General features: G+C 59.9%; 16 protein-coding genes. 1 reads left to right on the top strand and 15 read right to left on the bottom strand.

The annotated features are described in order from the left end of the window. The 10 genes from VGC62_RS00865 to VGC62_RS00820 all read right to left on the bottom strand — a co-directional run. On the bottom strand, positions 1 to 161 hold a 161-nt coding region (locus VGC62_RS00865; RefSeq protein ID WP_331185217.1), incomplete at its 3' end, for a biopolymer transporter ExbD. Position 162: 1 nt separating this feature from the next. Continuing rightward, positions 163 to 882 (bottom strand): MotA/TolQ/ExbB proton channel family protein, encoded by a 720-nt coding sequence (locus VGC62_RS00860; RefSeq protein WP_331185212.1) that lies wholly within the window; start codon positions 880 to 882, stop codon positions 163 to 165. A gap of 122 nt (positions 883 to 1,004) precedes the next feature. Continuing rightward, entirely contained in the window at positions 1,005 to 1,820 is an 816-nt protein-coding gene (locus VGC62_RS00855) for an energy transducer TonB (RefSeq protein WP_331185211.1), read from the bottom strand. 207 nt (positions 1,821 to 2,027) lie between these two features. Continuing rightward, positions 2,028 to 3,119: a sigma-54 dependent transcriptional regulator gene (locus tag VGC62_RS00850; protein ID WP_331185210.1), complete on the bottom strand. Its 1,092-nt coding sequence runs from the start codon at positions 3,117 to 3,119 to the stop codon at positions 2,028 to 2,030. A gap of 226 nt (positions 3,120 to 3,345) precedes the next feature. Further along, positions 3,346 to 4,164 carry an ABC transporter ATP-binding protein gene (locus VGC62_RS00845; RefSeq protein ID WP_331185209.1) on the bottom strand — a complete coding sequence of 273 codons (819 nt, stop codon included), beginning with the start codon at positions 4,162 to 4,164 and terminating at the stop codon, positions 3,346 to 3,348. 14 nt (positions 4,165 to 4,178) lie between these two features. Then, positions 4,179 to 4,949, bottom strand: coding sequence for an ABC transporter permease (locus VGC62_RS00840; RefSeq protein ID WP_331185208.1), 771 nt, complete (start codon positions 4,947 to 4,949; stop codon positions 4,179 to 4,181). Positions 4,950 to 4,958: 9 nt separating this feature from the next. Then, entirely contained in the window at positions 4,959 to 5,756 is a 798-nt protein-coding gene (locus VGC62_RS00835; RefSeq protein ID WP_414705723.1) for an ABC transporter permease, read from the bottom strand. Continuing rightward, the gene (locus VGC62_RS00830) at positions 5,756 to 6,811 is read right to left on the bottom strand and encodes an ABC transporter substrate-binding protein (protein ID WP_331185207.1); all 1,056 of its coding nucleotides are present in this window, start codon (positions 6,809 to 6,811) and stop codon (positions 5,756 to 5,758) included. The genes VGC62_RS00835 and VGC62_RS00830 overlap by 1 nt, the downstream gene beginning before the upstream one ends. A gap of 78 nt (positions 6,812 to 6,889) precedes the next feature. Next, entirely contained in the window at positions 6,890 to 7,945 is a 1,056-nt protein-coding gene (locus tag VGC62_RS00825; protein ID WP_331185206.1) for an ABC transporter substrate-binding protein, read from the bottom strand. A 335-nt stretch (positions 7,946 to 8,280) separates the two neighbouring features. Next, a complete protein-coding gene (locus tag VGC62_RS00820; protein ID WP_331185205.1) occupies positions 8,281 to 9,450 on the bottom strand; it encodes an LLM class flavin-dependent oxidoreductase in 1,170 nt (389 codons plus the stop codon). A gap of 350 nt (positions 9,451 to 9,800) precedes the next feature. On the opposite strand from VGC62_RS00820, the gene VGC62_RS00815 reads away from it, so the two are divergent. After that, positions 9,801 to 10,535: a class II aldolase/adducin family protein gene (locus VGC62_RS00815; protein ID WP_331185204.1), complete on the top strand. Its 735-nt coding sequence runs from the start codon at positions 9,801 to 9,803 to the stop codon at positions 10,533 to 10,535. Positions 10,536 to 10,592: 57 nt separating this feature from the next. Here the strand turns inward: VGC62_RS00815 and VGC62_RS00810 are convergent, their stop codons facing one another. The 5 genes from VGC62_RS00810 to VGC62_RS00790 all read right to left on the bottom strand — a co-directional run bounded on the left by VGC62_RS00810 (position 10,593) and on the right by VGC62_RS00790 (position 18,437). Beyond that, positions 10,593 to 11,648 carry an ABC transporter substrate-binding protein gene (locus tag VGC62_RS00810; protein WP_331185203.1) on the bottom strand — a complete coding sequence of 352 codons (1,056 nt, stop codon included), beginning with the start codon at positions 11,646 to 11,648 and terminating at the stop codon, positions 10,593 to 10,595. 53 nt (positions 11,649 to 11,701) lie between these two features. Then, positions 11,702 to 13,924 carry a TonB-dependent receptor gene (locus VGC62_RS00805; protein WP_331185202.1) on the bottom strand — a complete coding sequence of 741 codons (2,223 nt, stop codon included), beginning with the start codon at positions 13,922 to 13,924 and terminating at the stop codon, positions 11,702 to 11,704. 267 nt (positions 13,925 to 14,191) lie between these two features. Continuing rightward, on the bottom strand, positions 14,192 to 15,382 hold the full coding sequence (locus VGC62_RS00800; RefSeq protein WP_331185201.1) for an MFS transporter: 1,191 nt from the start codon (positions 15,380 to 15,382) through the stop codon (positions 14,192 to 14,194). Positions 15,383 to 15,423: 41 nt separating this feature from the next. After that, positions 15,424 to 16,833, bottom strand: a complete 1,410-nt coding sequence (locus VGC62_RS00795; RefSeq protein WP_331185200.1) for an aldehyde dehydrogenase family protein — start codon at positions 16,831 to 16,833, stop codon at positions 15,424 to 15,426. Positions 16,834 to 16,844: 11 nt separating this feature from the next. Beyond that, positions 16,845 to 18,437: a GMC family oxidoreductase gene (locus VGC62_RS00790; RefSeq protein WP_331185199.1), complete on the bottom strand. Its 1,593-nt coding sequence runs from the start codon at positions 18,435 to 18,437 to the stop codon at positions 16,845 to 16,847. Positions 18,438 to 18,441: the final 4 nt, after the last annotated feature.

Here is an 18,441-nt window from a genome sequence, read left to right as displayed (position 1 = left end):
GGCGCAACCGCTTCGGTCTTGGGCAGGTTGATCGGGATCGAGTTGGTTAGCAGCGGCGCGGTCACGATGAACACCACCAGCAGCACCAGCATCACGTCCACCAATGGGGTGACGTTGATCTCGCTCAGCACTTCATCGCTGTCTTGGGTCGAAAAAGCCATTTCAGGAGGCCTCCTTCACTTTCTGCCCGGCGACAGTGGATTTATTCAGCACCGGATGCGGCAGCACGCGGAACGCACTCTTCTGCGCCAGGCTGTAGAAGTCGTGGGCAAAATCATCGAGGTCGGCGGCGGTCAGTTTCAGGCGCCGCAGGAAGTAGTTGTATACCAGCACCGCGGGCACGGCGACCGCGATACCCACGCCGGTGGCCACCAACGCCGCACCAATCGGGCCGGCCACGGTTTCCAGGCTCGCGGAACCGGCGGCGCTGATCCCCTTGAGCGCCGACATGATCCCCCACACCGTGCCGAACAGGCCGATGAAGGGCGAGGTGCTGCCGATACTGGCAAGGATCGCCAGCCCGGTTTCCAGCGAACGGCGTTCACGCACGATCTGCTGGCGCAAGGCGCGTTCGAGACGGTCCTGATGGTTGATGGCCTGGCTCAGATCGTTGGCGTGGGTGCCGTCCGGGACCTGGATCGCGTTGTAACCCGACAGCGCCACGCGCGCGGCGGCGCCCGGTTGGCTGTGGGCCAGTTCGGCAGCGGAGTCAAGGCTGGAAGCGGCCCAGAATTTTTTATGAAAGCGCCGATCCTGGCCCTTCAGGCGGGTGAACTGCACGCCCTTGACCAGGGCCAGGCCCCAGGTGGCGACGGAGAAAACGATCAGCAGCCAGATGACCGCGTGTTCGATGGAATCAAAGGGGGAAGCAATGAGGTTCATGGTTAAGGCTCTCCAACAGGGCATCAAAAATATTCAGAGCGATGCGCCTTTTGTCAGGTGGCCCGCAGTGTCGCGAATAGGGTTAAGGGTTGCTTGATCTGGAAATCGAATCCTGAGATCAGTTACTTGATTTTGAAATCAATCGGTACGCTGACCCAGCCGTCGATGGGGTCGTTGCCCTGTTTAGCGGGGACGAAGCTCCAGCGTTTGACGGCCGCTTGCGCTGCATCGTCGAGCTGTTCGTGGCCGCTGCTTTTCTGGATCTGGATTTCACCGGGCTTGCCGCTGGCCAACACATGCACGCGCAGCAGTACCGTGCCTTCCCAGTTGCGACGCATCGCCAATGGCGGGTATTCCGGCGCTGGATTTTTCAGGTAACCGGCATTGGCCGAGGCCGGGGTCACCGGTGCGGGCGCAGGTGGTGCGGGTGGTGCGGGAGCGGCGACCGGTTGTGGTGGTGCAGGTGGCGCCGGGGGTTGTTCTACCGGTTTGGCGACAGGTTTTGGAACCGGCTTGACCACAGGTTTTGGTTTGGGAATCGGCTTGGGCGGTGGGGGTTTTACGGCCAGTTCATCCTCCACCGGTGGTGGCGGCTCGACCACGGGCTGCACGATGGGCTCGGGCGGCGGTGGCGGGGTCTGCACCACGGGCGGTGCGGGTTGGGAAAACTCGATGGTCATCGGTGGGATTTCCGGCGGCACGATGGGCAGCGCCGGGGTGGGCGATTGATTGATCCAATAGATCACGGCGCCGTGCAACACCAACGCAAAGACCCCGAGCAGTAAGGCTTCGCGCTGGCTCAGAATGCGCTTGGGCGTACTCTGCAGTTGCGACAACGACAAGGGCTCGCGATAAGTGCGCCCCAGGTCCAGCAACTCGCCGCCGGGTGCCTGGCGCCATAGCGCCTCATGCGCGCCAGCGGTTTGGACATTGCCCATTGATTGACTCCATTGGTAAAAAACTGTGACAGCACATGAGCAATAACTATGCCCAGCCTCTTGATAAAACCGGTCCCGCCCTGTGCGGTAGAGGTCGCGCCTGATTTGGCTGCGCCGCACTCGCAAGGACTCCGTAAAAATATCTGCACGTGTTGCCATTCACGCAGCAATGTTGCTGCCGGTGTGCTGCTGTGGCAGCAGTCGGGCTCAATGTTTGGCGGCTTCCTGGCTGGCGCTGCGCGGGGACTGAGCCAGCTCGCCGATTTTTTCCAGCCGGGCACGTACGATGTTTCGACTGATGCCCAGAATTCTGCCGGTCTGCAACTGGTTGCCATGGCAGAACCGATAGGCTGCACGGAACACGGTTTCTTCGATGTGCTCGTAAAGGTTCGGCAAGTTCTGCTCGAACAATTTTGCCAGCGCCTCTTCAAGGCTGGCCGGCGCTTGACCTGTGGTCACGAACGCCGGCGTATTGTTGGTCCGTAAGCCATGATTGCGCATGTCCACCAAGTGCAGGTCTTCGGGGTGCACGCGCTGGTTGCGGCACACCAGCAGGGCGTGATGAATCGAATTTTCCAGCTCGCGAATGTTGCCTGGCCAACTGTGGTCGAGCAGTTTACGTTCGCACTCGGGGCTCAAGGTGGCGCGGGTATAGCCCAGGCGCTGGCAATGCTCCTCCAGGAAAAACTCCGCCAGCGGCAAGATGTCACCTGGCCGTTCGCGCAACGCAGGCAGGCGAATTGTCGCGACGTGCAGACGGTAGAACAGGTCCTCGCGAAAGTTACCGGCAACCACGGCGTCGGCAAGGTTGACGTTGGTGGCGGCTACCAGCCGCACGTTAATCGGGATTGGCGTGCGCGAGCCCAGGCGCACGACCTCACGCTCCTGCAAGACACGCAGCAACTTGACCTGCATGTTCAATGGCAAGTCGCCGATTTCGTCAAGGAACAGCGTGCCGCCCTTTGCCGCTTCAAACCATCCGGCTTTACTGCTGGTGGCGCCGGTGAAGGCGCCTTTCTCATGACCGAACAATTCGCTTTCAACCAGCGACTCAGCGAATGCGCCACAGTTGACCGCGACGAAGGGTTCGTCACGTCGATGACTGAGGCTGTGGATGTGCCGCGCCACCAATTCCTTGCCGGTACCGGTTTCACCCATGATCAACGCGTTGGCGTCGCTGGGGGCAAGGCGCTCGATGCGGTTGAGCAATTCCAGTGAACGTGGGTCCTTGAACACCAGAACCGTCGCACGGACAGACTTGGTCAACTCACGGGCATGGGGATGAGTAATCAGTGACATGGTGCTATTCCTGAAGCTAAGAGCGCTGAATAAGCATGCACGAGTTTGCTATAGATAAAAAAAGTCTTAATTAGTATTTGAATATTCACTATTTGAATATAGCGGCGGCGTTGTTCGTTGCCGCTTAAATGCTGGCAGCAGGGCGCTTGCACGGTTGAAATTCAACCATGAAACGTCCCTGCTAGCCCGTTGCTGCAGGGTCACTAAAACCTTGCCAGTGACTTGGCTACAAAGGTTTTGGCTCCTCATGATCACTGCCAACCAGTTCAGTCAGCAGTTCATCTTTGAGCCTTTGCAAGTACAGCGAATTGCGTTCCCGTGGGTGGGGCAGGTCGACCTGGATTTCATGTTTGATCCGCCCAGGGCGCGCATCCATGACCACCACTCGATCACTCAGGTAAAGCGCTTCCTCGACATCATGGGTCACCATGATCATGGTGCTGCGCTGTTGCACCCATATCCGTTGCAGTTCTCGTTGCAGGTGGACCCGCGTGAGGGCGTCAAGCGCGCCAAAAGGCTCGTCAAGCAACAAAAGCTTGGGTTTGTTGATCAGGGCACGAGCAATTGCCGCGCGCTGTGCCATGCCGCCCGAGAGTTGATGGGGGTAAGCGTTTTCGAACCCTTGCAAGTTGACCAGTTGAATGTGCTCGGCCACCCGCTGGGCTTTTTCATTTTTCGTCAAAGGGTGGTTTTTTAGCGCGATGGCAATGTTTTGCTCAACGGTTTTCCACGGGAACAGTCGATGGTCCTGAAACACCAGGCCGCGTTCCAGGCTTGTGGCATGGATGCGTTTTCCATCGAGCAGAATGTCGCCGCTGTACTCGGTTTCCAGGCCGACGATCAGCCGCAGCAATGAGGACTTTCCGCAGCCACTGGTGCCGACGATGCTGACAAATTCGCCAGCCTTCACCGACAGGTTGACGTTCTCCAGCACCGTCAGTTGCTTGCCATCGATGGCGTACTGTTTGCCCAGCCCACGAATTTGCAGCGAGCCTGGTTCGTGTGCGCTTTGATCCAGCCAATACGGCTTGAGTGATGCGTTCATGATTGATCCCGCCTTCAATGAAGGTCGCGCCAGCGCAGCAAGTACCGGCTCAGGCGCGAAAACAATTGGTTCATGGCGTAGCCGAGCAGGCCGATGCACAACACACCGATGACCACCACTTCCATGCGCGAGCCCGCCTGTGCGTTCATCATCAGGTTGCCCAGGCCCGCGCCGGTCGAAAGAAATAACTCAGCACCCACGGAGCTGACCCAGGCAAATGCCAGCGCATGCAGTACGCCGTTGGCGATGGCGGGCAGGGCGCTTGGCAGCAAGACTTGCGTCAACTGTTGAAGCGGGCCGAATCCGAAGAGCTGCCCGACTTCGCGGTAGCGCCGCTCGATATGGCTGAAGCCCTCATAGGTATTGAGTGTCATCGGATAGAACGCCGCCAGGCTGACAATTAAAATTTTCGCGCCTTCGCCACTGCCGAACCACAGCGCAATCAGGGGGATCAGCCCCAGGATCGGCACTTGGCGCAGGATGTGGTAAAGCGGCCCGAGCACACGCTCGATCACCCGCGACAACGCCATCGACGCGCCAACGACAGTTCCCAGAGTGACGCCGATCAACAGGCCGATGCAGGTCCGTTGCAGGCTGGCCAGGGTGCTGATCAGCAATGCGCCGCTGTCGATCAGGTCGACCAGGCCATGGCCGATCGTTGCCAGCGGCACCAGGGCATACGCCTGGGCGGCGCCCTGGCGTGAGGCGATCTCCCACGCGCCGATCAACAGCGCGGGCAACAGTAATCCGCGAGCACCCCGTAACAGGCCAATCAGTGAGTTCATGGGATTCTCCTATCGGGCCTTCCAGCGAAACAGATGCTTTTCCAACAGGCGAAAACCATAGTCGAGGACAAAGCCGAACAAGCCGATCACCACCACGCCGACCATGACGATATCGATGCGCATCATCTGTCGGCTCATCTCGATCATTTGTCCCAAACCACTGTCGGCCGCCAGCAACTCGGCCGCCACCAAGACCATCCAGCCCCGGCTCAGGCCGATGCGCAAACCGGTGACAATCGAGGGCGCGGCGGCCGGAAAGGCCACGTCGACGATCACGTCGCGCAGCGGCAGGCGGTAGAGCCGGGCCACCTCAAAGTGGCTGCGGGCAATCGCTTTGATGCCTTCGCACGTTGCAAGCGCCACGGGGAAGAACACCGCTTTGGTCACGATCAGCACCTTGAAGGTTTCCTCGACCCCGAACGCCAGGATGAACATCGGGATCAGGGCAATCGAAGGGATCTGTCGTAGCGTGTGAAACAGCGGCGAGCAGTACACCTCGACGGTTTTTGAAAGGGCCAGCGCAACGCCGAACAACAGACCGGCGCTGGCACCGAGCGCGAAGCCCATGCCCAGGCGACTGAGACTGAAGCGGATGTGTTCGAGCAACTCACCGCTGTGCAGCACATCCTTGAAGGCGTCCCAGACAAAGGCCGGAGGCACCAACAGTTGCTCGGAGTAGCGACCGGAGTCGGCCACCAGCATCCAGGCCAGGAACACCAACAGCGGCGAGAGTAACCAGGTCAGTCGTAGCAGGTTGCGCTGGATAAGCCTCTGCGGTTGGGGCGCAAGGCGGGTCAGGACGCTCATCAGATCGCCAGCCTGGTTTTGTCCAGCACCGACTCCAGCGGGCGTGGGTCGACCCAGTCGCGAACGTTAAAGGCATGGTCGATAAAACGATGGCGATGCAGGAAGTGCGTAAGGTCCTGTAACGCCAGCAGCGACTTTTCTTCCAGGCGTGTCACCAACCGCCGGTGGGCGTCTTCGCCATACGCGGCGGCGACGAAGTACTCACTGGTGTTCAGTTCGCGGGCAAGAAAACGCCGGGTTTCATCGGCGTGACTCCAGGCCCATTGTTCGGCGCGCAACACGGTTTCGACGATCAGTGCCGCAGCGTCGAAATGCTCATCGAGCATGTGCTGGTCGACGGTGAGAGTGCGCGGCGTGCCGATGTTGCTGCGCACCATGGGGTCGGGGTGCGAGCCGGTATCGATTACCACATGCAGACCGAATTCGTCGGCCATCTGCACGCCGTGTGCGCCCTTGGCGAAAATCGCGTCGATGTCGCCACGCAACAAGCCTATCAGCTCATTGTTACGCCGCCTTCCATGATGGCTCTTGAGGGCTATTTGTGCGCCAAACACATGGCGGATCGGTTCGTCGCTATGAGTGCCGCCATACGGGTAGTCCACTAACTCGACGTCGCGGGTGTTCAGGCCCTCAAGCTGCAAGGCATTCTCCAGAGCGCGCAGGGCCTGGGCACGACCGAAGTCGATTTGCACGTTGGCCCATTTCGGAATGCCAAAGCGCCGGTCACGTAAATCACGTACGGTTTTTACCCCGCTTTCTGGCGTGGTCAGAATCAACTGGACCTCGTCACTCCAGGAAAGCCCCAGCACGCGCGTATTTTTGCCATTGGCCTTGGCCCAGATCGCAGGGGTGTTGCCGCCGTGGCGGACTGAGTTGTCCAGGTGATGATCGAAATGGGCCTCGCGAACCTCCCGGTCGGAAGATTCGCGCAACCCTTGAATATTGGTGCCATAGGGACGAAATGCCTCGGCGAGGCGCCCTGATTCAACAGCGATGCCCAGGCCGGTGGGCACTGGGCTATGGGTGTACCAAAGGGTATCGAGAGGTTTACTCATGCAGGCAATCCAGACATGTCATGGCGCGAAAAAATGAAGCGGGCAGGGTTTGTTGTCCCCCTGCCCAGGGTAGATCCATCAACCCGTGCGCGTGGCGACTGCGGTACGCAGCGTTTCCAGTGGCCGTGGGTCAATCCAGTCACTGACCGAGAAGCTGGCCGGTGTGAAGTTCCAGCGGTGCAGGAAGTCGGTGAAGTCTTGAACGGCATTGATCGAACGTTCGTCGAGGTTGGTGCGCAGGCGCTGGTGCGCATCCTCGCCATAGGCCGCCGTGACCCAGAACTCGCTGCTGTTGGTTTCATGGGCAAGAAACCGACGAGTGTCTTGTGGGTGGGTCCAGGCCCACTCTTCGGCGCGCACCACCGACGACAGAATCGCCACGGCCGTGTCGTAATGCTGGTCGAGCAGGTGGCTGTCGACGCTGAGTGTGCGCGGAGTGCCGTTGTTCGAACGGATGAGCGGCTCAGGGTGCGAGCCGGTGTCGATCACCGTGTGCAGGCCAAATTGATGGGCCAGTTGCGCGGCGTGCGCGCCCTTGAGGAAAATCGCATCGACTTCCCCGCGCAGCAGCCCGACAAGCTCGGCGTTCTGCCCGCCGTTGCGGCGCCCACCGAAGTTGGCCACGCCATTGACCACTTGGGTGGCTTCATCGCTGAATGTGCCGCCATGCAGATAATCCACCAGCTCGACGTCCTTGACCTCAAGGCCTTCGAGTTTGAGGGCGTTTTCCAGGCCACGCAGTGCCTGGGCACGGGTGAAGTCGATCTGCGCATTGACCCAATGGGGCAGGCCGAATTTACGTCCCTTGAGGTCCTTGACGGTTTTAATGCCGCTGGTGGGTAAGGTCAGGATTAGCTGGATTTCATCGGCCCACGACAGACCAATCACCCGTGTATCGCGGCCACTGGCCTTGGCCCAAATGGCCGGGATATTGCCACCGTGACGTACCGAGTTTTTCAGGCTGTGGTCAAAGTGCGATTCACGCACCGATTGTTCACTGGATTCACGCAGCGATTGAATGCGTGTGCCTTGTTGTTCCAGGACTTCCTCCAGCCAACCCTTTTGTACCGCGATGCCGAGCCCGGTAGGGACCGGGCAGCGGGTATACCAAAGTGTTTCGAGGGGATGAGACATTGCACTTTCTCCAGATAATTCGAGGATAAACAGGCAAATGAGCAACTACAGGTGATCACCCTGGATTGCCGGTAATCACTGATTGCAACGGCCATGCCACGCTTTGGATCAGGCCTGAAGTAGCGTATTTGCGGGGGTTAGGGGGCGTCGGTCTGTTGCTAGGTCATCGTTGATTGCTGCTGTAGCAGCAATCGATCAGCAAGGGCTGTGGGTGCTCAGCAACAAAAGGCGCCTGGCATGTTGCGGTGTGGACCTGGCGACGACGGGGCAGCCAACACCCCGCAGACACTCCGTGTTTGCGGGGTAAGGCGAGACCCTGGAACGGTGGCGCGGGATCAGCCGGCGACCTTAAGGTTGGCGGCTGCCTGTGCGCGCTCGGCCTGCGTTCGCTGATGCACCAGCGGCAGGACTTCCTGGCCGATACGCAGGGCTTCTTCCAGGTGCGGGTTGCCAGCCAGAATGAACGTCGAGAAGCCGGCGTCGCGGTATTCGGCCAAGCGCTCGGCAACATTCTCGTGACTGCCCACCAGGCCAATGGTCGGCCCCGGCTTGGCCTTGCCGAAGCCCGCCCAGAGGTTGGGGCCGATAATCAAGTCTTCGAAACGCTCGGAATTCTTATGGTAGGCGGTTTGTCGGGCGGCTCCGACCGAGTCTGATCCGGTGGCAAATTTCTTGATGAACTCGCTGGTCCTGGCGTCGATGCGCTCGTACTGGCGGCGCAGCTCGGACCACGCGGCCTCTTCGGTCTCGCGGGCGAACAGGTCGATACGAATGCCAAAGCGCACTTCGCGGCCCTGCTTGTCGGCCAGTTCGCGCACGCGCTCAATGTGCGGCTTGAGTTTGTCCACCGGTTCCGCCCAGTTCAGATACACATCGGCGTGGCGGGCGGCGACGTCCAGCGCCGGGTCCGAGAAGCCCGAGAAGTACACACTTGGCTTGCGCTCATGGGTCAGCCCCGGTGGCAGTGCGCCGTTTTCCAACTGATAGATATCGCCCTTATAGGAGAACGTTTCGTTTTCCCAGAGGCCCTTGATGATGTCGAGGAATTCACCGGTACGCTTGTAGCGCAGGTCGTGTTCGAGAAAATCACCATTGGCGCGCTGGGCAGCCGGATTGCCGCCAGTGATGATGTTCCAGTCGATTCGTCCCCGGCTCAGGTTCTGCAAAATCGCGGCTTGTTGCGCCACATACGCAGGTAGGGTCCAGGTGGCCTGGAACGCGATCAGAAACTTGATCCGTCGGGTTTCCCGTGCCAGCGCCGCTGCTGCGATCCAGGGCTCGGGACCTGTCGGTAGCAGCGCCCCTTCAAAACCTGCCAGTTCAGCCGCTTTGGCCACCTGGGCGATGTAATCGATGTAGGTAAAACCGTCGGGCTCGCCATTGGGCAGCCTTCCGGGGGCGATATTGCCGGGGCGATAAACAGCGCTGCCCCGAGTGTTTTTATCACTCGCCAAATAATGCCCATCGCTGCCCAAAGGCAGGCGCCAGAAAAACTCGGTACTCATGAATAACTCCAGAGTGACAGTGGTTGGGCCCATCGGAACGAGAGCCGCCTGGACAGGGTGATTGCAACGGCTGTGCCAAGCGCCAGAGGCGGCGTAAGACGCGGCGTTGAGTACTTGCAGTGGGCGTGAACGCGGGTGGACTGCTGGCGCAGCAGCAATTGATCAGCAAGTCGTGCTGGTGATGCAGCAAGAACGTCCGGTCACAGCGGCGGGGTAGCGGGTGTTTAAATAAAATTGGTTTAAAAACAATGGATTGTGATTGTTATGAGCACTGGCACAGGAAGTGCTGTGTAGCGTGGAGTGCCGGGACTGCTGTCCGGCATATCCATTGATTAGCTGGAGTATTTGCCATGACTCATCCCCTGACTGCCGAACAACTGACCTACCTTGATCAGGCCAAACACGATTTTTCCAAGGCTTATCGGGTGCTGAAAGACACCCGTACCTTGACCGCCACCCGTACGTTTCAAGTGTATCTGCGGGTGCCGGACAGCCGCTTGGTGATTGCCCTGCATGCACCGAGCCCATGGGCGGACGACGAAGAAATTCGCGCGGTGGTCGCCGACTATGACGGCGCTGTTTATCTGGACGAATCCATCGAAGGCTCGTCGCCGCTGAGTGGCCGCAAAGCCGGTGGCAACGGCAAGCGCTATGCCACGGTTTTTGCCCAGCGTCCTGAGGTCAACGTGGTCAGCCACGTCCATACGCCGTGGCTAGGCGGCTGGGCGAGTGCCCATCGGGTCTTGCCGATCCGCTATGCAGCGTCGCAGCGCGTGACGCTGGCCCGTGAACTGCCGATCTACATTGATCGCCGCCAGCCGGAACCCGAGTTCATCGTCCAGAGCCTACAGGCCAATCCACACCTGCCCGCCATTCTTGAAGCCAATGGTGGGGCGACCTTCTGGGGGACCGGAATCACTCAGGTGGCCAAACTGATTCTGCTGGTCGAAGAGGGCGCGTGGTTCCAGGGCCTGGCTGAAGGTCTGGGCGGGTCGAAAGAGTTCGGCCCCGGCGTGCTCGAACAGCAATGGAACATGACCGGCCTGTGGGCCGAGGGTAAAAAACTGTTGGAGAACGCGGCCTGAGGCCTTTTTTGATTGCCTTGCAGGAGCGCATCACCGCGCTCCTGCAAGAACAAAGCGTTACCGCCACTCATCAACCAGGTTCAAATCCTTGAGCCCTTGTTCGACGAAACGGCTATCAAGCAAGTCGTCGACCTTGACGTCCTTGCGGATCAGTTTTGCCTCCAGGCTGTAGGCAATGCCGTCCTTGTAGTGTTGACGCAAGGTGTCGTTGATCAGTGGGTTGAAGTGGTCTTTCCAGGGTTCGCCTTCAACTTCTCGTAGCAACACGCTTTGCGGTTGACCCGACTGCGACAGCAGTTCGATGTACTCGGCTTTGTGCTGTTCTTGCGAGGCCCATTTCAGCGCTTTCAAATAGGCATCGACCACCAGTTGCGTCACCTCTGGGTTTTGCGCAACGAAGTCGCTGGCGCCAAACAGTTCTGCACGCATTTTCCAATCCAGCGGAGCCTGTTTACTGGACCAGATTATCTTGCCGACTTTTTTGTCCTCCAGCAGATACGCATCGCTCAGCGTGAAAAACCCGTCGATACGACCGGCACTAAGCGCAGCGGCACCGGCCTGGGGGTTGAGGTTGAAGATACGAAAGTCATCGAACGCCAACTGCCGGGAACTCAGCAGCTTGGCAAATGACAGTTCCCACGGCCGACCACGGTGCAGGGCGATGCGTTTGCCCTTGAGATCGTCGATCGATTTAGCAGTGGAGTCTGGCGGAACCACCAGGTACACGTTGTTGCCGATGCCACCGGCGGCGATCAGTTTGGTTGAGACGCCCGAGGCGTTGAGGATGATGCTCGGCAGGTCGCCATAGAACGCAAAGTCGATGCGTTTGTTGGCGAACTCTTCGTTAACGAAAGTCCCTACCGAAGCGACGGCCGCGGGAACCCATTGCAACTCGACCCCGCGTTGGGCCAGTTGCTCTTTGAGCCAGGGGTCCTTGTCCATCAAATAGGTCGGGCCATTGAAGGTGATTTTGTCAGCATTGGAAAACGCCACGGTGGCGATTCGTACGGTTTTCAGTGCTTGCGCGGCGAAGCTGGTCTGGCCGGCGAACAGCCCCAGGATGAGTGAGGCTGCAAGCACTGGGCGGGAAAGGAAAAGCCCTGAGAGTTTCATAAGCAACTGCCTTGTTGAGCGGTGGCCGGACGATGACCGGCCACCGGGGTTGATCAGAATCGGCTGGTCAGCGAGACGCCAAATGTCCGTGGATCGCCAAACATGACGCCAGCGCTCTGGTAGCCGCCGGGCAAGGTATGGCTGCGATATTCCTTGTCAGTGAGGTTGTGGATGTAGCCGGTGATCTCGGTTTTTGCGCCGGGCAATTCATAGGTAACCCGGGCGTTGCCCAGGGTGTAGCCGCCGCTGCGCATGCTTTCGCTCTGATCGTTGGTGAAAAAATACTGACGGCTGCGGGTGTCCCAGTCGGTGCCCACGATGATGGCGCCCCCAACGTTCAACGGGATCCGGTAATCGGCGCCCAGGACTGCCGAAATGCTGGGGGCCCGGACGAATTTGTTCCCCGAATAGTCGTTGCTGCCGGAGGTGTAATCGGTGAATTCGGTGTGCAGCAAACCGAGACCGAAATTGACATGCAGGTTCTCCAACGGGATCGCCTCAAGTTCAAACTCGGCGCCGTATGCCTCGCCCTGAGCCCCGTTGGCCAGGCGTGAAACGGTCTGGTTGTCGATGGCGCTCACGATGTTGAGCTGAATGTCTTTGTAGTCGTAATAGAACAGACTGGCGTTGGCGTTCAGGCGGCCATCGAGCCACTCGGACTTAAGCCCCAGTTCATAAGCAGTCAGGAATTCCGGGTCCACGGTGGCCACCGTCGACTGGGTCGTGACACCGGCGTTGTAGCCCCCGGAACGGAAGCCCTTGGAGTAGCGAAAATACACTCGCGCGTTGTCCGACAGCTTGTATTCCGGGGTCAGGTCATAGGTCCAGTCGCTCCAGGTGGTGCTCTCATCCTGGACGGCTGTCACCGCCAGCGGCGAGGTGACATTGCCGGGTTTCCACCAGTCACCGCCGGCAAAACTGGCTTGGCCCACGTTGGCTACGCGGTTGAGGTCGATTGACTTGCGTTCCTGGGTCCAGCGCAAACCGCCCGTCAGGCTGAAGTCGTCGGTGAAGTTGTAGGTCACACTGCCAAACAGCGCATAGCTTTCAGTGGTCTGGTTGTAGGCGACCCGGTTATAGCTTCGCGATACATAGGTGTTTTGCAGCGTGCCACTGGCGTTTTTCGAGTCCAGGTCTTCGTTGAAGTAGTGCAGGCCCGCGACCCAGTTCAATCGATCGGTACGTGGCGAGGCCAGGCGAAACTCCTGCGAGAACTGCCGACTGTCGGCATAGGCGTAGCCGCGCTGCAGTTCAAGTGGGGTGTTATCGCTGTCGCTCAGGGCATCGCGCTTGAATGATTCCAGCGCCGTGATTGAGGTCAGTTGCAGATCGCCCAGTTGCCAGGTCAGGTTGAGGTTGCCTCCGTCCTGTTGGATGTTCGCGGTGTTCTTGGCGTTGTAGTAAACCTCGCCTTGCTTGGGATCAACGTGATAACCGAACTGGTTATTGCCGTTTGCCCCCAGGCCGTAATTGACCGTGCTTGAGCTGCCCGTGTCGTGATAGCGACGGCTGTGGAAGTTGATATTGGCGTCCAGATCGTCCGACAACACCGCCAGAAACTGTAGGCGTATCGCGTCGTCTTCCAATGCGCCACGGTCGTTGCCATTGGCCTTGTTTTCGTTGTAGCCGTCGTTGCCTTGATGACGGATTGCAACCCGCGCTGCGAGTTTGTCATCGATCAGCGAATCGCCAAACGCGCCTTCTACTGCGCGGCTGGCGTAGTTGCCCATGTCGATCTTGAAGTAGCCGTCTTCCTTGAAGGACGGTTTTTTCGAAATGAAGTTGATCGCGCCGCCTGTGGTGTTCTTGCCCCACAAAGTGCCTTGTGGCCCACGCAGCACTTCGACCCGGTCCAGGTCGAACAGCGGGAAACCGGTGGCACTGATGTTTGAGATGTAGACGTCGTCCATGTAAATGCCGACCGGGCTTACCGTGTTGGCGCCTTGGTCACCGGTGCCCAGGCCGCGAATCCACCAGCGCGGGCGACCATGACCGTCGGTGGTGCCCGCTGACGTATTGGGAATGTAGCGGGTGATTTCATTGGCGGAGTTCAATGACGCCTGGCGGATCTTGTCGCCGCTCAGCACCGAGATCGGCGCGGGAACGGCTTGAACCGTTTCTTCACGTTTTTGCGCGGTCACCGTGACTTTTTCAAGGGTCGAGGTGCTGGAGGGCTGAGTCGTTGATTCGATACTGTCATCGGCTTGGCTGGCACCCACGTAAGCGTTGCCCAAGCTCAAGGCGATAGCGATGGATAAGGTGGTCCGGTTAAACATAGTGCTCCCCGTTATTGCTGAAACGAGAGTTCAGTTGCTCTCGAAGTGCTCAACATCAGGCAGGTGATCAAACCCGTCTGGTGGGGTATCGCAACAACCGTACCGAAATGAAAAAAAATTAATGTATAAACTTAACTAATTGAAAATAAAGGATAAAAACTTAAATGATCGTGACAATTCGGCAACATACGAGACGCGGGGGTGCTGGTACACAAGCACCTGCTGGCAGGGTGCTGCACAGGCAGCACCCTGCCGATGAATGCAAGGTCAGGTTGCAACCAGAGGGCTGGCGTCAGAACGTTTGAAGCCCAGAGGCAGGAGAAACAGCGGCAGCAGATTGGCGATGATCAGCGCTGCGAAAAACGGCACCCGCGAGGGCAAGGCGAACAGTGGGTACAGCAGCACCGGGCCCAGGAACATCGAGATGTAAAGGGCTTGTTCGGCGATACCGCCAGCGCCCATCACATCGCCGTTGCGGGTCATCTTCGGGATGCTGGTGAATACCCAGGCAATCACAAAACTGCTGAAAAAGCCCTGCACAAGTTTTGCCGTAATGGCCAGTTCGGTGCTCACGCCAGGGATGAAAACCAGCACTTCCAATGTCACGCCGATCAAGGCGCCGGCGACGACGCTCAACGGGCCGACCAGCCGCAGGTTGAGAATGAAACCGGCGAACAAACCTGCCAGTACGCTGGAAAGAATACCCACAGTAGAAATCACCCCGATGGTTGCTGGCGCGACGTTCAGTGCATGGATGAGGTAGTCCGGCGTGATGGTGATCAATCCCAAGGCCACGGTCAGTGGCGCGCCGACCGCAGCCGCCAGGCGCAGCGCAGAAGGGTCGGCGTAGAGGCTGAATACCCGCGAAAACGGTTTGCGTTCGGCCCGGTTGGCAAGATTGATCGACGGTAATAAAGGCGTTGCCAGCAACAGCAGCAAGAGGATCAGCGCATGCCCGCTGAACGCGATGCGCCACTGCTCATGAGCGCCACCGATGTAGGGTGACACGGCAAATATCGCAATCGCTCCGCCCAGTGGTGAGGCCACCGACCAGAGCGCCAGCGCGCTGGTGCGACGTTTACCTTCAGTGGTATGGATCAGCAACGCTAATGCCGCCAGCACCACGCTGATATAACCTGCGCCTTCGATCACCCGCAGGATTAGCAGCGTACCGAAGTGTTCGGTCCGACTGGCCAGGAAGCTGCACACCGCAGCGACAATCAGCCCGAAGATGATCGCCCGGCGCTCGCCCACGCGCGCCACCCCCCAGTTGACGATCGGTGAGGCGAGGGCGGCAACGATGGCCACCGCCGAGACGACCCAACTGGCTTGGGAAGGGCTTACCGAATACGCCTTGGCGATGTCGGCGATCAGCAGAATGGTTTTGCCGTGGCACGCCGCGATGATCACGGCAAAGGCAAGGGTCAGAATAATCGAGGGCCAGCTACCGGCACGCATAGGAAATCCTTGGTCAATGGAGAAGAGGGCAGATACCGGGCTCAGGGCCGGGCGATATTGATGACTTGCAGTTCGCTGAACGCTTCATAGCCGCGCAGCCCACCTTCGTAGCCCAGCCCGCTGGATTTATGCCCGCCTTTGGGTGCGCCCGGCTGGACCTCCAAATGCTGGTTGACCCATGCCAGCCCAGCGTCCAGGCGCCTGGCAATGGCTTCGCCGCGCGCGATATCGCGAGTCCACACCGAGGCGCCCAGGCCGAAAGGGCTGGCATTGGCCTGGCGGATCGCGTCTTCGACGTCACGGAAAGCGATCACCGGCAGCACTGGGCCAAATTGCTCTTCATCGACCAGCGCGACGCCTGCACCGATGCCGCTGACGATGGTTGGCTCAAAGAAATAACCTGGGCCTTCGGGCTGGTGGCCGCCGGTATGGATGATGGCACCGTGGGTACGGGCATCGGCCACCAGCGCCTTGACCCGCTCCAGTTGCTGGCGGTTGGTCAATGGACCGAGTTCGGTGAGGGGATCGAGGCCGTTGCCCAATCGGGTTTTTTCGGCGCGTGCTACCAGTGCTGCAATCAGCGATGCGAACAGGTCTTCATGCACATACAGACGCTTGATCGCAAAGCACACCTGGCCGCTGTTCCAGAACGCGCCCCAGAACAACGCTTCGGCGATGGCCGGGATATCCGCATCCTCAAGGACCAGTGCGGCGTCGTTGCCGCCCAATTCCAGGGTCAGACGTTTCAGATCGTCAGCGGCCCCGGCGTACAGGCGCTTGCCAGTGGCGACACTGCCGGTGAAGGTGATGTGGCGAACCTCAGGATGCTTGCTTAACTGCTCACCCACGCTCCCGTCCCCCGCAATAATGTTCAACACGCCCGCAGGGAATACGTCCTTCAACAGCTGTCCGAGCAGCAGCGTCGACAGTGGCGTGTGCTCAGAGGGCTTGGCCACCAGGGTGTTGCCGGCGTGCAGCGCCGGGGCGAGTTTGAGTACCAGCAAAATGATCGGCACGTTCCAGGGCGTAATCGCCGCCACCACACCGAACGGGCGACGCTCAATGCGTACCAAACGCTGCTCATCGTCACGCAATACTTCGGCGGGCGGCGCTTGGAAGGCTGCGTAGTGATCGAACGTCGCCGCCGCCCCGGCGACTTCGCCGAGGGCAAAGCGCAAGGGGCGGCCTTGCTCGCGGCTGATCAGTTCGGCGATCTGTTGGGTGTTCTCCCGCAGCACTGCGGCCGCCTGTGCCAGCGCGCTACGTCGGGCTTGCGGGTCGGCGGCCCAGCCAGCGAAGGCTTTGTGCGCAGCGGCAACAGCCTCATCGACTTGCGCATGGCTGGCCCGGGCGGCGTAACCGACGGTCTGTTCGGTTGCGGGGTCGAGCACTGCATCGGCTTGTTCGCCGGGTTGCAGTTGCCCATCGATCAACAAGGCATAGCGGGTCATGGTCAAAGTCCTCAGGCGCTGGCAAGGATGGCGTCGGCGAGCTTCTCGGCGATCATCACGGTCGGTAGGTTGGTATTGGCGGTGGGAATGGTCGGCATCACCGAGGCATCGGCAACGCGCAGCCCCTGTACACCCAACACCCGCCCGGTGTAATCGACGACCGTAAGCGGGTCCTCGGTGCGACCGATACGGCAAGTACCGCTGGCATGCCAGACGCCGCCGACATGGGTGCGCAGGTAGCGTTCCAGGGCGGCATCGTTGGCCAAAAGCTCGGACAACAGCGGACCTTCTATCGACGCATCGGCAAAGCGGGTCAAGCGCGGCGGGCCGCTGAACGCTGCCACGGCAGGGTCGGCGAAAACGGCTGCGAGCAGGCGCAGACCTTCGCGCAGCCGCTCAAGATCGCGGCGGTCGGACAGCAAGTTGAACTCCACCGCTGGGTAGTCGGCCGGGTCGCGGCTGCGTAAACGCAGGTGGCCAGTGGAGCTGGGTTTGTTGACCCAGAGCACCGCACCTGCGGTGCCGAGCGCCGAATTGCGCGAGATGCCCAGGTACAAATCCGCTGGCACGCCCGGTTCGATGCCGGACGACACCCGCGCTGCGAGCAGGTGTACAGAGTTGGGTTCGTCGCTCGGGGCAAGGTTTTCGTGCAGGGTGGCGGTCAGGCCGATGGAGCTGTGATCCCACAAGTTGCGCCCGACACCTGGGCGGTCGGCGACCACCTCAATGCCGAGGTCGTGCAGTTGATCTGCCGGGCCGATGCCTGCGCGCAACAGCAACGCGGGCGATTGCAGGGCGCCAGCGGCGAGGATGACCTCGCCCGCCGTCACGCTCAGCAGTTTGCCGTCGCGCTGCACCTGCACTCCGGTGATCGTGTTGCCGCGCACTGTAAGCTGCCGCGCATGGGTATCGGTCCACAGCGTCAGATTAGGCCGCGAGCGCACTTCGGCGCTGAGGTAAGCGCGGGCGCTCGATACTCGTTGATCGTTTTCGATGGTGACGGTGGGTGCAAAATAGCCATCTTCGAAACGCCCGTTCTGATCGACGATATCGTTCAGGCCAAGGCTCTGTAGGGCTTGCGCCGAAGCCTGGGTGAAGCGGCCCCAGTGCCGTGAATCAACCCTGGCAATTGGCAGCGGGCCGTCGTGGCCGTGTTGCTCTGGATCACTCAGGCCAAAATCAAGATCACGCTCCAGCTTGCGAAAATACGGCAGTACGCCTTGCCAGTCCCAGCCGTGCGCACCGTGTTCGGCCCACTCGTCGTAGTCCCGTGGCAGGCCACGATTGGCCACCATCATATTGACGCTCGAACCGCCGCCCAAAATGCGTCCTTGCTCATATCGCTGGGCATCGCGTGGTATCCCGGGATGTTCTGCCGCGCGCAAAATCGTCAGGTCTGGCCAGAAATACCGTTCGCCTGCCTGGCGTGGGAGCCACGGCTGCAAGCCATCGAGAATGTCGGCCGGGGTATTGCTGTCGGGGGTGTCGGCACCGGCTTCGATCAGCAGCACACGTTTGTCCGCGCGCGCCGATAACCGATTGGCCAGCACACTGCCGGCGCTGCCGCCGCCAACAATGATGTAGTCGTAGTGCTCAATGCTCATGCTT

The organism is Pseudomonas sp. (assembly GCF_036404235.1).
GTDB lineage: Bacteria > Pseudomonadota > Gammaproteobacteria > Pseudomonadales > Pseudomonadaceae > Aquipseudomonas.
Note: the sequence above shows the minus strand (reverse complement) of the source record. Positions and strands in the feature narration are given on the sequence as shown.

Bases quoted from the DNA above. Each gene is read 5' to 3' on its own strand.
- VGC62_RS00840 (WP_331185208.1), bottom strand. From the start codon at position 4,949: ATGAACTCACTGATTGGCCTGTTACGGGGTGCTCGCGGATTACTGTTG.
- VGC62_RS00790 (WP_331185199.1), bottom strand. From the start codon at position 18,437: ATGAGCATTGAGCACTACGACTACATCATTGTTGGCGGCGGCAGCGCC.
- VGC62_RS00815 (WP_331185204.1), top strand. From the start codon at position 9,801: ATGACTCATCCCCTGACTGCCGAACAACTGACCTACCTTGATCAGGCC.
- VGC62_RS00795 (WP_331185200.1), bottom strand. From the start codon at position 16,833: ATGACCCGCTATGCCTTGTTGATCGATGGGCAACTGCAACCCGGCGAA.
- VGC62_RS00825 (WP_331185206.1), bottom strand. From the start codon at position 7,945: ATGTCTCATCCCCTCGAAACACTTTGGTATACCCGCTGCCCGGTCCCT.
- VGC62_RS00820 (WP_331185205.1), bottom strand. From the start codon at position 9,450: ATGAGTACCGAGTTTTTCTGGCGCCTGCCTTTGGGCAGCGATGGGCAT.
- VGC62_RS00860 (WP_331185212.1), bottom strand. From the start codon at position 882: ATGAACCTCATTGCTTCCCCCTTTGATTCCATCGAACACGCGGTCATC.
- VGC62_RS00830 (WP_331185207.1), bottom strand. From the start codon at position 6,811: ATGAGTAAACCTCTCGATACCCTTTGGTACACCCATAGCCCAGTGCCC.
- VGC62_RS00800 (WP_331185201.1), bottom strand. From the start codon at position 15,382: ATGCGTGCCGGTAGCTGGCCCTCGATTATTCTGACCCTTGCCTTTGCC.
- VGC62_RS00855 (WP_331185211.1), bottom strand. From the start codon at position 1,820: ATGGGCAATGTCCAAACCGCTGGCGCGCATGAGGCGCTATGGCGCCAG.
- VGC62_RS00835 (WP_414705723.1), bottom strand. From the start codon at position 5,756: ATGAGCGTCCTGACCCGCCTTGCGCCCCAACCGCAGAGGCTTATCCAG.
- VGC62_RS00845 (WP_331185209.1), bottom strand. From the start codon at position 4,164: ATGAACGCATCACTCAAGCCGTATTGGCTGGATCAAAGCGCACACGAA.
- VGC62_RS00805 (WP_331185202.1), bottom strand. From the start codon at position 13,924: ATGTTTAACCGGACCACCTTATCCATCGCTATCGCCTTGAGCTTGGGC.
- VGC62_RS00850 (WP_331185210.1), bottom strand. From the start codon at position 3,119: ATGTCACTGATTACTCATCCCCATGCCCGTGAGTTGACCAAGTCTGTC.
- VGC62_RS00810 (WP_331185203.1), bottom strand. From the start codon at position 11,648: ATGAAACTCTCAGGGCTTTTCCTTTCCCGCCCAGTGCTTGCAGCCTCA.